Annotated in this window: 15 protein-coding genes; all 15 read right to left on the bottom strand. The window is 46.0% G+C overall.

Translation table 11 applies throughout. The features are described 5' to 3' along the window. Position 1 precedes the first annotated feature (1 nt). Positions 2 to 1,507, bottom strand: coding sequence for an amino acid adenylation domain-containing protein (locus BM322_RS07795; RefSeq protein ID WP_075429407.1), 1,506 nt, complete (start codon positions 1,505 to 1,507; stop codon positions 2 to 4). Beyond that, positions 1,485 to 2,336, bottom strand: a complete 852-nt coding sequence (locus BM322_RS07790; protein ID WP_075429405.1) for an AAC(3) family N-acetyltransferase — start codon at positions 2,334 to 2,336, stop codon at positions 1,485 to 1,487. The genes BM322_RS07795 and BM322_RS07790 overlap by 23 nt, the downstream gene beginning before the upstream one ends. After that, positions 2,326 to 3,627 carry a DUF4910 domain-containing protein gene (locus BM322_RS07785; protein ID WP_075429403.1) on the bottom strand — a complete coding sequence of 434 codons (1,302 nt, stop codon included), beginning with the start codon at positions 3,625 to 3,627 and terminating at the stop codon, positions 2,326 to 2,328. Before BM322_RS07785 ends, BM322_RS07790 begins: the two co-directional genes overlap by 11 nt. Further along, on the bottom strand, positions 3,628 to 4,722 hold the full coding sequence (locus tag BM322_RS07780; protein ID WP_075429401.1) for a polysaccharide pyruvyl transferase family protein: 1,095 nt from the start codon (positions 4,720 to 4,722) through the stop codon (positions 3,628 to 3,630). A 4-nt stretch (positions 4,723 to 4,726) separates the two neighbouring features. After that, on the bottom strand, positions 4,727 to 5,803 hold the full coding sequence (locus tag BM322_RS07775; RefSeq protein WP_075429399.1) for an N-acetylneuraminate synthase family protein: 1,077 nt from the start codon (positions 5,801 to 5,803) through the stop codon (positions 4,727 to 4,729). Continuing rightward, the gene (locus BM322_RS07770) at positions 5,796 to 7,430 is read right to left on the bottom strand and encodes a cytidylyltransferase domain-containing protein (RefSeq protein ID WP_082334429.1); all 1,635 of its coding nucleotides are present in this window, start codon (positions 7,428 to 7,430) and stop codon (positions 5,796 to 5,798) included. Before BM322_RS07770 ends, BM322_RS07775 begins: the two co-directional genes overlap by 8 nt. A gap of 51 nt (positions 7,431 to 7,481) precedes the next feature. Continuing rightward, positions 7,482 to 8,636: a polysialyltransferase family glycosyltransferase gene (locus tag BM322_RS07765; protein ID WP_075429395.1), complete on the bottom strand. Its 1,155-nt coding sequence runs from the start codon at positions 8,634 to 8,636 to the stop codon at positions 7,482 to 7,484. 53 nt (positions 8,637 to 8,689) lie between these two features. After that, on the bottom strand, positions 8,690 to 9,595 hold the full coding sequence (locus BM322_RS07760) for a VirK/YbjX family protein (protein ID WP_075429394.1): 906 nt from the start codon (positions 9,593 to 9,595) through the stop codon (positions 8,690 to 8,692). 12 nt (positions 9,596 to 9,607) lie between these two features. Further along, positions 9,608 to 10,687, bottom strand: a complete 1,080-nt coding sequence (locus BM322_RS07755; RefSeq protein WP_143102207.1) for a glycosyltransferase family 4 protein — start codon at positions 10,685 to 10,687, stop codon at positions 9,608 to 9,610. 13 nt (positions 10,688 to 10,700) lie between these two features. Next, entirely contained in the window at positions 10,701 to 11,465 is a 765-nt protein-coding gene (locus BM322_RS07750; RefSeq protein ID WP_075429392.1) for a glycosyltransferase family 2 protein, read from the bottom strand. Positions 11,466 to 11,582: 117 nt separating this feature from the next. Next, on the bottom strand, positions 11,583 to 13,121 hold the full coding sequence (locus BM322_RS07745; protein ID WP_075429391.1) for an L-lactate permease: 1,539 nt from the start codon (positions 13,119 to 13,121) through the stop codon (positions 11,583 to 11,585). 79 nt (positions 13,122 to 13,200) lie between these two features. Further along, a complete protein-coding gene (locus BM322_RS07740) occupies positions 13,201 to 13,713 on the bottom strand; it encodes an HAD family hydrolase (RefSeq protein ID WP_318254569.1) in 513 nt (170 codons plus the stop codon). Further along, positions 13,697 to 14,683 carry an ADP-glyceromanno-heptose 6-epimerase gene (rfaD, locus tag BM322_RS07735; protein WP_075429388.1) on the bottom strand — a complete coding sequence of 329 codons (987 nt, stop codon included), beginning with the start codon at positions 14,681 to 14,683 and terminating at the stop codon, positions 13,697 to 13,699. The genes BM322_RS07740 and rfaD overlap by 17 nt, the downstream gene beginning before the upstream one ends. Positions 14,684 to 14,714: 31 nt before the next feature. After that, positions 14,715 to 15,692, bottom strand: a complete 978-nt coding sequence (rfaE1, locus tag BM322_RS07730) for a D-glycero-beta-D-manno-heptose-7-phosphate kinase (protein WP_075429386.1) — start codon at positions 15,690 to 15,692, stop codon at positions 14,715 to 14,717. Positions 15,693 to 15,722: 30 nt separating this feature from the next. After that, positions 15,723 to 16,889, bottom strand: coding sequence for a glycosyltransferase family 9 protein (locus BM322_RS07725; RefSeq protein ID WP_177220836.1), 1,167 nt, complete (start codon positions 16,887 to 16,889; stop codon positions 15,723 to 15,725). Positions 16,890 to 16,893 lie beyond the last annotated feature (4 nt).

Below are 16,893 nucleotides of genomic sequence, written 5' to 3'. Positions count from 1 at the left end.
TTTACAACTTTGCCTTCAAAGCCGCCCGATCAATTTTACCATTTAAATTAAATGGCATATCATCAAGTTGTATCTTTCGGTTCGGTAACATGTAGTCAGGAATCAATCTTTTCAGCTGCTGTATTATTTCATGACCGTCAACATTTCCAGTATAAAAAAGCACAATTTTGCTGCGCCTATCATCATAGACGCAACAACAACGTTCCACCCCATCAATAGACGAAACTGCTGTTTCTATTTCACCTAACTCAATTCTATGACCCATATGTTTTATTTGAAAATCTTTACGACTTATATATTCCAATTCTCCATATTTATTGTATTTAACCAAATCACCAGTTCGATAAATAAGTTCCGGATAACAATCGTTCAAGGGATTCTGCACAAAAGCTGCCGCTGTCTTTTCCTGATCTTGATAATATCCATAGGATAAACTCGTGCCACGGATACACAATTCACCCACTTCGTCGCCCTTCACCAGTTCATTCGCCTCATTTAAAAGGATTATATCTGTATTCCTACAAGGATATCCTATCGGTAAAGCCTCATCATCTGCAAACGCTCTGTCTACTACATAATAAGTAGAAGCATCACAAGTTTCCGATGGACCATAGAGATTGACAAAAGTTGTTTTAGTAAAAACTTTACGCCATGCATTCAACTGCTTATTGGGCATAACTTCTCCACAAAACAGCACCATGCGCAAAGCAGGCAACTTTTCTGCTCGTAAAGCTTTGAGATTCGCTACCAGACACAGCGCGGATGGCACCCACATAATTACATTTATCCGCTTTTCGTTTAGATATTCCATCAGCTGAATTGGGAATGCAAACTTTTCTTTCTCTATCAAATAAGTCGTACACCCAGACTTCAAGGTAGCATACACATCCTGAATCGACAAATCGAAATATAGCGGTGCCTGATTTCCCAAAGTGTCTTTCTCTGTTATTTGAAACTCATGAACAAACCATTCCGTGTAATCAATAACACTACGCTGAGGAATAATGACTCCTTTCGGGGTTCCTGTTGAGCCAGATGTAAACAATACATATAACACATCCGCGTCTGTGACTTTTCGACTAACAGTGTCTACTGTTTCATCATTGATATCCTGTTGTAAAAGTTCTTCATAAAGCAACACCTTTGCATCGTCAGAAAAAAGAGCAGCACTATCTCTATGGATCTCGTCTGTTATAATCAACGCCGGTTGTAACGTTTGCATAATCTTTTCCACGCGTTGCATCGGCATGTGTGTATCCAATGGGGTATAGAAATTTCCGCTGTAAGCTGCGCCCATAAAAGCCGCAACACATTCCGGACTTTTTTCTAGAAAAACTACGACAGGCTGACGAAAAATATCCTCTTGGATGATTCCCCTAGCAATCTTTCTAGCCTCCTGCCGTAATTGTCTAAAAGTCATCTGTCTTTTATCATTTGCAAAAGCTATTTTTTCTGGATATTTTCTCGCTGTTTCATCCAAATAATCAGTTACTAAGGTCATCTGCATGCGTCGCCTCCTTGTTCCATTCTATCTCATAGTTTGTGAATTTATAACACATTTTTCCTGCATTATTAACCAAATCATCACTAACAATATCAAATGATTTTTTTAAATCGAACGCCTTTACGATTAAGTTCCCCCAATTTGCCCGTTCTACTATGCCATGAACTTCAAGCATTTCGTCTGGCGCATACTCCTGTGACTTTATAGCTAAATCGCGCACATACATTGTATAGCTACGCTCACTTTCTATACCATTCACATCAGTATACATACCACGAAAGTTTTTCATATATCTATAAGGAACACTAACCGCCTGTTCCACATAATGCATAAAGGTAAAACCGCGCTGCAGAGACACGTTTAACAACAACATCTTGCCAGAATTCTGATGCAGATATGCAAAAGGTGAATCCCCCCCCCAGGCATCAACATTGTTCAACGCTAATAATTCATCAGCCCTATTCCCCCAAACCATAAATGAATATAGCGGATGCTTTGTGCGATGAAAATCCACACGGTTTTGCAGCACCCAATTATTCAGTGCGCCTACTTCACCTAACGTGTTCTTTATATTAAATCCCTTTCCATGGCAGAAATCCCAAGAAAACACAGGAAACAGTAATGTTCCCTTAGTCCCTACCACATCCTGCAAAGTATCAAGCCATGCGTTCAAAAAAACATTACGTTCCGTTGCTGTCTTGACTCCACATTTTTTTCGTGCCTCCAATAACAATAGCGATGCATCCGAGGCAACATATAGCATATCACCATGTCTAATACCAACCTTCCGCAGCACCTCCTGCCACGTCCGCAATATTTCCTCATAGGCCATTGCTACGTTCCACCTTTCTCACTAACCCAGCTTCTAATAATCGCTCTGCTATGGCTATGCCCTCTTTGATTGGAACTTCAATACGACAACTGATATCCATTAAATCATTTTTCCCATCCGCATACGCCAAGAAATCAATATAATGCCAAGCACCACTGGCACGCGAACCACCACGAACACTCGTTGTAGGATATAACCCCCGCCTGCCTAATTGCGGTTCACAAAGGCACGTCGCCTGATAATAATGATTTTTCTCCAACACCTGCACGATTGATTTCATCATTTCATACGACTCTTCCAATGCTTTTGCCGATACAAAATCCATATTATCAAGTGATGTATGATAAAAATCATACTCATTGGATTTTGACCTATAAAGCCCCACTACCGGAAGATCAATTCCTGGCATATTATACTGACGTTCATCAGATCCTCTTTTCAAAAAACTATACCTGTGATATTTCTCATCATAAGCCCCCATAACGCTTTTTGCCACCTTGTCAGCCAAAGTATCGCCATATTTAGATGCCACATAGGTATAAGCTAGATCATCTCCCAAACACGATAAATTAAACCCTGCTACTACCGTATCCTTTAGCTCTTTGTAATTTCGACTCAGATATGTTATCGAACCAATAGTCTCCGGTACAAATACAAACCGATATGTATACTTATGCCTTGGCAATCCTGATAAATATTTTGCCAGATGGATAGCGACTCCAGGTCCAGATAATTCATTATTAGCCATTGATGGATGACAAACATAGGTAGAAAACAGTATTTCTTCTTCTGAATCACCTGGAAGAATCACCTCTCCATAGGTAAGCGCCCCTTGCGTAAGGGAACTATCTATCACAATATGATAAGTATCTTCCGGCAAAGAATCCCATTGTTTCTGTGACATACAAAAACCGTACATTTCTTTATAATAGGACGTAACATACGGAATCGCTTCTGGCAGCTTTGGATAAGTATGCACAATCGCCTTAAGTTCTTCTAGATTTACAAATTTATCCACTGATTGAGAATAACTGACCACATGAAGATTATTTTGTTTAAAATCTATGATTCGCTCGCCCTTAGAATTCTCAATATATGCCTGATGGCAATTCCATTCGTTTGGTACCTTCCAATCGAAAACTTGCGTACCACTGGGAACCTCGTGAATAGTCATCAACGGGCAGATTCTTTTCATATCACGGAGCGTCTGCCGAACACCATCCCCAGTAATACTACGGCAATACGGGAAAACTTTTTCCATAAAAGCGTATATCTCATCACCAACAGACATCTACCGCACCTCCCCGATTACATTCTTTATGTAAGGCACTACAACTCGCTGATAAATATCCTCCATGCGGTTCACCGCCTGCTGCAATCGACTACAATCTTCCCGTTGCAGTTCTTGCAGATAGACCTCTAACTCCTTAAACAAATAAGGATTTTCTATAAATTGTTCGCCATCATTAGTAGAATAGTTTTGTATATCAGGCAACCCAAGAGCCTGATTGACACCGCCACCACGAGCATCTTCCTCAATCAATACCGTAGGAATACGCTGACTAAGACAATAAATATGCGAATGTACTCGATAGCCAATATGCAAATCTATATCATCATATACATGGAATCCATTCATGCTCCCAGACAAATCACAGAAAGAAATATTTTGTTCTGACAAAAACTCACATATTCGCCGATTAAAATTTCCCGAATACTTCGTATCAATGCCACCATTAAAAGTGAATACTATTTCCACTTTAGGAAATCTAGTTTGCACAAATTCTACCAATTTTTTCGTCTGTTTAAATTTCACTTCGTGCCATTTACTATTTTTTGTCATTCCTTGATCAGAAATGGCAATTTTGCGTACCTTCGAAAAATCCAGATTCCGCAACTTTTGATTTTCCAGTTTTTCCATATCATACCAGGCTGCACAACCAACCATATGTATATTTTTCAAACCATTATTACGTAATACCGTTTCCGTAATATAATCCCGACAGGAAAAACTGCCGCCATGTTCCTCAATGTATTTTAAATCAGCAATAACGCTATCATAAAAATTATATATATATATATATATATTATTTATATTGCTACCATACCATCCATTACTTAAAAAATGAATTGGTGGTTTTATCTCTGCAAGAAAAGCAAAAAAAGGAATCGACTCGCGAGTCAGGAACCGATTATCGTACAAAGGTCCTCCAGCAATGACAACCTTATCAAACGTATTAATATAAGCAGCATCCATCTCATCCAACAAATGGTGTACCGTCACTTCTGCCTGAGGAAGATTAGCACATAATAACTCTTTCGCTCGTTCTGAAAACAGGAAATCACCACCATTGGTTATCGGCCTAGACAAAAACAATATCTTCATTTCTTTACTCCTCGCTAAACATGTTCATAGTCAATATATCATCTTCCGCTATATCGCAAAGAGCTGTCTTGCCAACCACACAATCAATTTTTGCTGGACTTATCCCTGTCCCTGGCCGCTTAAAAGTAAGCATCTCACGCTCAATTACCGTCCCCTTAGCTATATCTACAGACGCCACCAATGACCGTCTGGCATTCATACGAGCCGCTACTTCCGTATCCAAACTTACCAAATTGCCATTTCCTTTAAGCATATCTACATAATCCATAGCCTTTAATATTTTTTCAGCATCATGAGCATCCATAGCATGATAGTGATCATTACCCACTAATTTCTTGTCCAAGGTGAAATGTTTTTCTATCAGCTGTGCCCCTAACAAATGTGCCGCCTTCAACACATCAAACCCTGCATCCGGCTTGGTATGATCAGAATAACCGATATAGCACTGCGGAAAAGTTTTCTTTAACATTTCTATTTTAGCCAAATTGGCATCTGCATACGGCGTAGGATATTCTAAAACACAGTGCAACAATGTGATTTTCTTATCATTATGTTTTTCAATAGTCTCCACAGCGCGACGAATCTCATCTTCATTGGAAGCTCCAATTGACAACAGTATAGGCTTACCTTTTTTTGCCATATATTCGATAAAGGGAATATTGCTTAAATCCGAAGATGAAATCTTATATACATTCATCAATGGATTAAGATAATCTGCTGACTCAATATCAAAAGGCGTCGAACAAAACTCAATACCTATCTGCTCACAAAAAGACTGTAACTGCCGATATTCTTCCTCACCGAAACGATCATATTTCTGAAACAGCTCATACTGTGAGGTTGTTGCTTCCTCACTCGTATCCCAATAAGATGGTGATTTTTTCGCCGCCAATGTTTCAGCCTTATACGTTTGAAACTTAACCGCATGAACTCCTGCATTCTTTGCAGATAACACCATGAATTTTGCAGCTTCCATCAAGGATATATTAAGTTTACTAGCAATATCATAATAATTGACACCTATTTCCGCAATCAACACAAACTTGCCTGCAGACAATCTTTTATTAATGCAATCAATCATCAATTTCATCCCCTAATATTATTTGCTTTACACGCGAAATCCCCGAGCGTAATTTACATTTTCTCATCAAGCCATACATGTCCTTACGAATAACAGGGGTATTGACAAGCCATAAAATCGTATTATAAAGCCCTTCAAAAGAAGCTAGACTTCCTAACCCCAAATTAATGAATCCATTGTTCATTTTTGCAAACGTGTGTGACATCTCTCTCTCATTCTGCGAAAGCACAATCGACGGTACACACATAGCTGCTAGTTCAAAAATAGTCCTTCCCTGACTGGTAATCGCCAAGTCGGCCATCTGCATGTATTTTGTTACACGTGGCACATCCGGACATACAAAAATATTATATTCCGGGTGACTAACGACTCCATTCTTCCCACAATCATAACCAATTCCAGTGATAAAATAGAAATTCACCCCAGCTATGCCTTTTTTTGCCACCAATCCATCATATACCATCTTATTGAGATTTGACGGATCTGTACCACCAAACATAATAATTATGTTTTTCACATCAGCCGAAAATTCTTTCGGTCGTGTCATCTGGAATTCATCACGCAAACAAACATATTTGTGACCACTGTATACCTGTGGCAAAGTATGCTGATCTGTATATAAGGCATTGATTACAGCATCAGCTACTTCGATCCCTGTACCTAAATCCTCAATCGTGATTACTCTAGGCACTAATTCCTTCAAATGGCTGATATATTCTGCCGTAGTATTCAAGCAATCGTTCACCCATATATCCGGCTGAAAATCAGAAATAATATTATCTATATCAGCCTCAGACTCAATGATGCGATAAGGAAGATTGGACGCCTGAATCTTGCGCAAACCTGCCTGCGCACTTGCCTTAGTAACCAGTAAAACCTTCTGCCCCAACATACTATACGCCAAAGTAATACAGTTATAGATATGGCCCATCCCCAGTTTCTCATAGCCATCTGCACGAAAAATGATTTTTTTTCGATTGAGAGCATGTTCTACCAAAAGCCAATCATTTTCATCATCGATATCAATGCTCTCTCTTTCTGGTACCTCATAAACAGATATTTTCTTGCCGATACGACTATCCCGCCGCACAACATCATGTTTGGCAATAACAAACCCACCTGTCTCAAAGTACTGTGGAGGCAGCTCCTGGCGATTCAATCTTTTTTCATAAAGCGGATAAACCTCTCCCCCCTTTTTTCCCCAGCAGAGATGCGGTCGGTTCACCACACTGAGAACAGTATCATAGCCACCATTCAGGAAATACTCAATCGCGCCATCCAAAGTTTTCGTAGATAAGGTTGGAGAAGTCGGTTGCATAGTGATAACAACATCATAATGCCCCCCCTTTTTTTCTACTTCTCCCAATGCATGAAAGATAACAGGATCTAACGTAACCATATCCGAAGACAAATTCTCATCTCGATATACGATTTCCGCTCCATATGCCATACCCACTTCAGCAATTTCTCTACTATCTGTAGATACCACAACATTTGTCACATACCGACTACATTTTGCTGTTTCAATCGCATAGCTGATTAATGGTTTGCCTCCCAATAAGCGAATATTTTTCTTAGGTATCCCCTTAGATCCACCACGAGCCGGAATTATTGCCAATATATCCACCAAAAATCTCTCCTTTTTCATCAGAGACTTAACTATCTAAAACAATTAATTTCACAACTGTTCCGTTGGTATTGAAAAGACATTTGGATAATATGTCATCATCTTTTCCATAAACTTAACAAAATCATCGCTCACCGTCTCACCTGTTATTTTGTAAAGCAATACATACTTATTATTTCTAGTATTCATCAATACAGGTTGCATACAAACTGCGGATGATAACGTTGCATACATCGTCACATTTTTTAATTTCATATTCAAAGTAAATAATTCCCAAGGTATTTGATATGATTTTATTTCTATAATTTTACTATTTGCAAATTCATCCATAAATCCGCTAGCAGTTCTTGGATGCAATTTCATATAAACATTACCAATACTTTTTTGAGCAATCTTTTTAAAACACTCAACCTGTTTTACATATCTTTCATGCATCCTATAATGTTTTTTATACGGATTACGTAGCAATATTTTCTTGATGCCGTGTGTATTTGTTAAATATTCCGGCATTTTCTCACAACCGTTTTCAAACAAAATTACACTATTATCATAATTTATATCATTATCACTATCTGAATATCCAAATATAAAATTTGCATATTTCAATACATTTTTATCTCCATCAATTACTGGTAACTTCTTAAATTCTTTACATTTGTATAGTGCCAACCTCGGATCATAGAGATATGCACAATCAGCTAAAGTCCCCCTAGCTCCTATATTTTCTTCCATATAGGAACCAATCCCCTCTTCCAAGATTGACAGTTTACATTTATGTTTTTTTATTTTTTTCAAAAAAACATTTACAATTTTTGAATTATTTTGAGCCAGCATCTCATCATACGTATATCCTTTTATTCTCTCATATCCATGCAGTAAATAATTTAAAGTTACGTCTTCACCAAAAATCTTCTCTTGAACAGATACTATGAACGTAGAAATATCATTACATAGTGCCTTAGCAAACGTTATTTTTGATTCACTTCTCGAAGTAAACTTTCTCAACCAGTCATGGAGTCCCAGTGCCTCCTCGGCGGCATAACATACTTCCGCAAACAGCCCGCTTTCCTTCAAGCGCGCTGCCAACTCCCGCGAATTTTTCCTTTGCAGGACAATATCAGCATCTACCTGCGCAAATAAGTTCAGCTTTGCCGATATAGCATTCAACAATTGGTATTCTGTTGCACAAACAAATAAGATCCGCATAGTACTCCTTTACCATAAATCCAACCAACTAAATAAGCCTTCAAATCACATGCTTAGATGCGCATCTTACGGATCGCCTCAGCTATGCTTTGATCGATCTCATCCAACAAGGCAAAGCGACGACGGTAAACAGCACGTTTCCTTGTGGGCACCTCATCCATGGTCTTGCGATACTCCACTAACGGCAACTCATAGAATCGCTCATCTCCACAAGCAGTCCCACCGGATTCCTGCCAAAATTCACTGAAATCCGTCTTGAGTTTTCGATCCATACGGACATGATTGTTCGCATAATAGCCATAGTTCGTGACAGCATACAGATGCTTGACCCCTAAATTTCGCACTACTTCCTGCGTTGCATGCAGAATGAGGTTTTTCGTCCGGTAGGCATGACACTGTTTGGTGATTTTCTTGATCACATCTTTTGCATTATCCATATTGGGGCCCTGCATGGCACCGATATATGCCGCCCATTCCCCCTGTGGATCTTTCTGAATCCAGAATATCATTTGGTATAATGGCTTTTCTCCCAGTCGCAAGATGACGGACAGCAGGCCTTCCTTCCGCTGTCCTGGTTCATAGTAGATTACCAGGCGCAGCGGTTCTCCCTCGTGTTCATTCTCCCATAGGATCTGATCATTCTCACGATATATATCCAGCAATACCTCTGGTCTTATTTTCTGCTCCAAGAAAGTGAAATGCTCCTGAAGCAAACGCATCCGCTCTGCAAAATTCGATTTATTATAGAAAAAAGCCCGCTGTGGCTGCTCATAAACAAACGGGTAGATTTCGGCCAGTTCCCGCCGCATCTCATTCTGCTGATAAAATGCATCAATCTTCTTCATCCGGCCATAGTTGAGCCAGCACCGCGCAACGAACACAGCACATCTACGCGCCTCTCGCGGATTGCTCATGTTATAGATTTTTTTCCCCAGGGAAGTAAAACTTTCCACACTCATTGCCTCCAAAATTCACACGCGCTTTTCCCATAACTCTACGATATGCGCGATATCCTGTTTCACCTGTTGGAAAATCGTCTCATAAGATAAGTCTTCCAACCGATTCTTCCTGCCAGCAGCCAATCTGGCCAATGCTTCCTGCGATGCCAAGGTATCATGGATAACCTGTGCAGCCCGCGCCGGGGTCTTATCCTGCAAGATGATACCGGCGCGCCCTACGGTCTCCGGCACAGCTGCCGCTGCATAGGCAAACACCGGCTTATCGAAGGCCATCGCCTCTACTAGCGGCACACAAAATCCCTCATGCTCACTCAAGCAAAGCAATGCATCAGATACTTGATACCAGGTACATAGCTCATCATCTGAGACACTTCCGGCAAATACGACATCCTCCTGCATCCCATAGCGTTCTACCATCCGATGCAGCTTTTTCTCAAACGATGGTTTCATATTGCCAACGACAATCAAGCGGACCTCGGCATCGATATGCTCCTTGTAATATCTGACGATATCGATTGCCTCATCCTGCTTCTTATGCGGCACCCCACGACCAACTATCAAGAGATTCAGCTTCCCATCATGATATTTCTCGTAAATATCGTGTACCAAAGGACGCTTCAGGATCTTTTCCGGTTCAACGATGATAGACAGCGGTTTTGCTTCCAGAAGGCCCAATGCACGTAACTCTTCACAGGAATACTCAGATGCTGCCCAGGCATAGAATGTGTTCTTCGCAATCGACTTGAGCTGGCGTCTTCCCTGTATGCATTTGAGCCACGATCCCCAAGCATTGCCAAAGAAGAACTTTGCCGGAGTGATGTTATGATAGTACAGGACGACTCGCTGCGGATAGTTCGCCACCCATTTATTGAACGATGTTCCCGTCGTCATATGATAGATGACAATATCCTCAGTCGTCCCATCAAAATGTTCCATGGTGCGGATATGATCATTCTTTATCCGCGCATCCAATCTATTGGCAAAGATTTCCGTATCATAACCTAATCTTCGAAACATCCCATCCAAATTCTGGACAAATTCACTTGCGGCATCATGCAACGTCAGTGCATGCGCAATCTGTATCAAACGCACGATATTTCCCCCGTTACTCCTGCTGTCCCTTAGCCAACCGATAGAGATTCCGCAGTTTCAGATATTTTGTCATTGACGCATTCGCAGCTAAGACCGACATGACAAAACCTAGATAGCCATCACGGAATCCCTGTTTCAATACATACGATTTCAGGAAAGCAAAAAACGCATGTGACAACACACCCATCCTGCTGGCTTTTTTCTTGTTGGCAAACATAGTTTGTGCCGATAGCGACGTGTATTGATTAGACTTGGAGAAATACTGCTGCCAAGTGGTATAAGTATAGTGATGGAGACACCCAGGCAGCTCCTTGATCGGCAGTACTGTCTCAATCCCTTCATGTACGCGTCCATGCCATTTTACAGACTGACGTGGATAAAAACGTGCTACATAATCAGGCCGATGCCCACCATATTGCATCATTTTCCCCATGATGACATTTTTCCGCTGCACGCGGTAAGCAGTCGGGGTATCTGCCGCAACGATTGCCTTGATCTTCTCCGCAGCATCTTTGACGATACGCTCATCCGCATCAAGGAAAAATACCCAATCTGCCTCAGTCTGCGTCATAGCAAAGTTCCGTTGCCCAGCAAAGCCACTGTCATCCATCGGATGCACGACAAACCGCGCGCCAAGGGACTCAGCCTTCGCCTGCGTCGAATCGGTGCTGCCCGAGTCGATCACGACGATCTCGTCAGCAAATGACGCACTCTTGATGCATTCCTCAATATTTGCCTCTTCATTCTTAGTCAAAATCAATACAGCCAGTCTAGGCATAAGAATCTCCTTCATACAAATTTAATCTCTAACGTAATATTATAACATAAAACCATGAAAAACACTGCGTCCCCCAATGAGAAAAACGCTCCATCATCCGATGGAGCGTTTCCTTATCTATAGCCATACGCGGCCCATATACACCAAGAAGCCAAGTAGTAGGATAAAGGGCAGGTAAACCTTTATCGCCAAGGCCAGCAGATGGCTCTCACTGCCTTTGCCAGCCACGCCGATGGCCGCTACGCCGATGGCGATGCTCTGCGGAGCGATGATCTTGCCGGCGCAGGCCCCCGTGGCGTTGGCCGCAGCTATCCAGACCTGCGTGTTCTCTGAGGCCCCGATGGCCACCGCCGCATCCATCTGGAGCTTGCCCAGCAGGATGCAGGTGGAGGTTGCCGATCCCGTGATGAAACCGCCCACCGAGCCGATGAAGGCGGCGATGGCCGGATACATGACGCCCGTGGCCGCCACGGTATGGTCGGCAATGGTCGTCGTCATGCCGCTGTAGCCCATGACCTTGGCTGTGGCGATGATGCTGATGATCGTCACGAAGGTCGGCCGCAGGCTGAACACCGTCTTGCGCAGGACCTGCAGCATATCGGTGACCGGCGTCCGCTGGATGAACCCGCTGAGGAACGTGGCAAAGAAGATCACCATGCCCGGCGTCGCAACCCAGTGGAAGGTATAGGGACTGCCGCCATCCCCCTTGTAGATGAGCACCGACGTGCGGATCTGCGAAATCGAATCATAGATCATCGGCACCAGCTTGCTGGTCAGGAGCAGCAGGATGAAGATCAGCACAAAGGGCAGCCAGGCAAAGAACGCCTGCCGGCGGTTGACGGCTGGCGCTTCCTCCCGCTGCAGCACATAGGCAAAATCCTGCGGGGGAAAGAACCGCACGGCAGCCATGATGGCTCCCATGGTGCAGACAGCCCCCGCGACGCCCGCCAGCTCGGGCCCCAGGAAATACGATACGACGAGCTGGGCCGCGACATAGCCGACGCCAGCTGCCAGACAGATAGGCACCATGCCGCGGATAGCCCGCCAGCCGCCGCCAGCAATCGCCACCATCAGGAAGGGGCAGAAAATGCCCAGGATGCTGATCTGCAGGGCCACGTAGGTGGCCAGCTGGGCAGGATCTGTCCCCATGATGCCCGACAAGGTAACCAGCGGAATGCCAATCGAGCCATAAGCCGATGGCACGAAGTTAGCCACCAGACAGACGGCCACGGCACTTACGGGATTGATGCCCATGCCCGCGAGCATGCTGGCCGGGATCGCCACCGCCGTGCCAAAGCCCGCCATGCCCTCCAAGAAGCCGCCAAAGCCAAAGGCGATGAGCAGGATCAGCACGCGGTAATCGCTGCTGACCGAGGTGAGCATGGCCTTGATGCGCTCCATGCCCCCCGTATGTACCGATAGATGATATGTATAGATAGTCGCTGTGATGATAAGAAGTATCGGCCAACACGCTAGCGCCGTGCCTTCAAGCACTGCACTGGCCATGTAATCCCACGGCATGCCAAAATTGATGACACTTACTACCAAAGACAACAGCAGCGCCACCGGGCAAGCCTTCCAGGCCGCCATTTTTAAGCCGGAAAGCGCTAAGATAAGCCAGAGAATCGGCAGCACAGCCAGCAAAAAAAGGGTCACAGGTATCCCTCCCTCATAAATTGTTTTCTATGGAATACTATTCGCTGCCTGCAAATAAATTCCTGTGCGGGATGCAGAGTTATTTGACGATGAAGCCCTGCAGGCAGTCCAGCAGACTGCCTGCCCCATAGCGTATAGGCGTGAGCCCTGCCCTGCGGGCACATTCCATATCGCCATCGCTGTCGCCAACAAAATACGACTGGCTGCGGTCAATCCCATAATCCGTGCAGGCTTTGTCCACCATGCCCGTCTGGGGCTTACGGCAGGTACAGGCCTTGGCATACTGCGGGATTTTCCCTTCCGGGTGGTGCGGACAGTAATAGAGCGCATCAAGATGCGCTCCAATCCTTGCCAGCTCTCCATTCATCCAGTCGTAGACACGCTTCACGTCTTCTTCCGGATAATAGCCCCGCGCCACACCGCTCTGATTCGTGACGAGGATTGCAAGATACCCCAGATCATTGACATACTTGATGGCCTCCTTGGCCCCCTCGATCCAGGCGAAATCCTCGGGACGGTGCAGATAGTGGATGTCGACATTCAGCGTGCCATCGCGGTCGAAGAATACCGCCTTCTTATTTGCCGTAGACAAAATAGCCTCCTGCATCGAGGAACTCGACGTATTCTTTAACGGCATCGCTCATCTCGTGAAAACCTTCATCATAGCCGGCTGCCAAAAGATTTGCCGGATCAGCCTCGGTGTAGTTCTGATATTTGCCCTTGAGGACTTCCGGGAATTCACGGTAAGCAATCTCGCCCTTGCCCATTGCCGCAATAACTGCCTGGGCCACCTCGTTATAGGTGTGTGCATGGCCCGTGCCGCAGTTGTAGATGCCGCTTTCCCCCTTGTTCTCCCAGAACCAGAGGTTGACGTTCACGACGTCCTTGACATAGACGAAGTCACGACGCTGCTCGCCATCCTTGACCGGCGTGCCATTGATATCCCCCCAGCCTTTGAACAGGCGGACCGTACCCGATTCGTTGATCTGGTTGTAGAGCTGATAGAAGATCGATGCCATCTTGCCCTTGTGGTGCTCCTGCGGGCCATAGACGTTGAAATATTTGAGGCCGACAATCTGGCTCTTGGCCTCCGGCATGACCTGACGCACATAGCGGTCAAAGGCCAGCTTCGAGAAGGCATAGGGATTGAGGGCATCCTCGCACTCGTCGCCCTCGCGGAAACCATTGCGGCCGCTGCCATAAGTCGATGCCGACGATGCATAGAGGAACGGGATGCGGTGCTGCAGGCAGAAGTGCAGCAGTGATTTCGAGTACTCGTAGTTGACGCGCATCATGAAGTTGACATCATACTCCATCGTGTCAGAGCAGGCCCCCTCATGGAATACGGCGTCGATATCCGTGCCGTCGAAGTCATCCTCCTCGATGCTCTGCAGGAAATCGTCCTTGTGCTGATAGTCGATGAACTGCAGACCGCGCAGGTTCTTGTAGTTCTGACCATCCTTGAGGTCATCGACGATAAGGATATCCGTGCGGCCACGGCGGTTGAGTTCTTTGACAAGGTTGCTGCCGATAAAGCCGGCGCCTCCCGTTACGATAATCATGGTATACTCCTCCTATTTCAGAACAATTCTCTTACTTCAAGACTTCCAGCAGCTCATCCCTGCTTATCGCATAAGTGCCGAGCTTGGCAACAACCACGCTGGCGGCCAGATTGGCCATGCGGGCACTGCTGACAGGGGCAAGGCCACCAGCCAGTCCCAGCGAGAATACCGCAATGACGGTATCGCCAGCACCTGAGACATCGTAGACCTCCTGGGCCTTCGTCGGGATATGGGTGACAGCCTCTGGCGTCACCAGAGTCATGCCATTTTCCGACCGCGTCACGATGATGTTCTTGAGCTGGTATTTCTCCATCGCATAGCGCGCAGCCTTCTCGACGGCTGCATCCTCATTCTTGATGCGCACTGGCAGGATCTCGTTGATCTCCTTGAGATTCGGCGTGATGTAATCTGCCCCTGCATACTTATCCCAGTCATTGCCCTTCGGGTCGATGATGACGGGAACCTGGTGCTCGTGCGCCACCTGGATGATTGCCTGGCAGGTTGCCGGCGTGCAGCAGCCCTTGCCGTAGTCCGAGATGATGATGGCATCGACGCCCTGCGCGAGCGCCGCCTGCACATAGCCCTGCAGCCGGTCCGCATACGGGCCCTCGACCGGCTCGGCCTCCTCGAAGTCCAGCCGCATCATCTGCTGATGACCGCCGATGATGCGCAGCTTCGTAGTCGTCGGCCTGTCGGTATGGATGAGGCCTTTGTAGCTGATGTCACGCTCTGTGAACTTATCCAGCAGGCTTTGGCAGTGATAGTCCTCACCGACAAAACCGGCAATATCCGTCGCGCAGCCCAAAAGGGCCAGATTATGCGCCACGTTAGCCGCACCACCCAGTGTCTCCTTCGACGACAGCACGTGGGTGATTGGCACCGGAGCCTCCGGCGAGATGCGCGTGACTTCCCCATAGAAATATTTATCCAGCATGACATCGCCAACGACGAGCAGGCGACAGCCTGCCGTGCCGTTGGCAATGAAATCATGCATCGCTTGCTTATCCATTCGCGGATTCTCCCTTCCTTGACCACTCATTCAAGCCTCAACGACCTGGCATTCATATTCCCCATAATGCGCAGGCAGCTGATAGGCGGGAACGCCCTGATATCTTTCTAGCAGCGCATCGACATGTTCCATGACGACGGCCGGCGTGATCTTCTTCATGCAGGCCAGGTTCGCTTCGCCAGCGTGCGGGCATTCATGGATGCCGCAGGGATGGCAGCCTACAGGGGCCTTGATGAGCACGTCCTTGGCATCGTAGGGATAGAACCCCGGCACAGGGCTCGCGCCAAACATCGTGACGATTGGGACGTTCATCGCCACACCGATGTGCATGGGGCCCGAGTCCGTCGTCAGGAACAGGCAGCAGCGACTGAGCAGCCCTGCCAGTACGGAAAGGCTCACCTTACCCGTAAACACATGCAGCTTGCCGCTGTCTTTCTGCTTCATCTGGGCGATGCATTTCTCGACGATGGATAGATCCATCGGACCGCCGAAGAATGCCACCTGATAGCCACGGCCAATCAGCGCATCGGCGCACTCGGCAAAGTAACTGTCCAGCCAGCGCTTGGTCGGCCAGCTGGCGCCGATATTGAAGGCGATGACCTTGTCCTCCGGCGCAAAATGCTGCTGCCAAAGGGACTCCGCCTCCTGCTCTGCCGCCTCAGGCAGCCACATCTCCAGGCCGCCATCATCGATGGTATCGACACCGACGGCTTCCTTCAATACCTCGAGGTGGGCATGCACCTGATGTTTCCACCCCGGCACGTATTTATGCGGCGGCAGCAGATGAAAGGGCCCCTGGCCGATATGGTGAGCCACCGACGGATTCTGCATGACCTTGTCAAAAAACAGCGAAAAGCCCGGCTTGCTGTAGCCGACAATCCGCTTGGCACCAGAAAAGGCCGCAATTGCCGAGGCACGCTCGTTGCGGTGCAGGTTGATGACCAGGTCGTATTTCTTCTGCCGCAATCCCCAGATAAACCGGAACAGCGAGCCGAAATGGTCATCCTTGCCCTTCTTGTCGATAAGCAGGCATTCGTCAATATATTCATTATGCTCGACGAGGTCGCGGAGCTTCTTGTCCGCCAGCAGGCTGATGCGGGCCGCTGGATAATTCGTGCGCAAGGTGCGCAGGACCGGCGTTGCCAGCATCAGATCGCCGATATGCATGAGATTGATTACGAGGATATTTTTATACACGAAT

The sequence above is a fragment of the Selenomonas sp. GACV-9 genome (genome assembly GCA_900116485.1).
Classification (GTDB): domain Bacteria; phylum Bacillota; class Negativicutes; order Selenomonadales; family Selenomonadaceae; genus Selenomonas_A; species Selenomonas_A ruminantium_G.
Note: the sequence above shows the minus strand (reverse complement) of the source record. Positions and strands in the feature narration are given on the sequence as shown.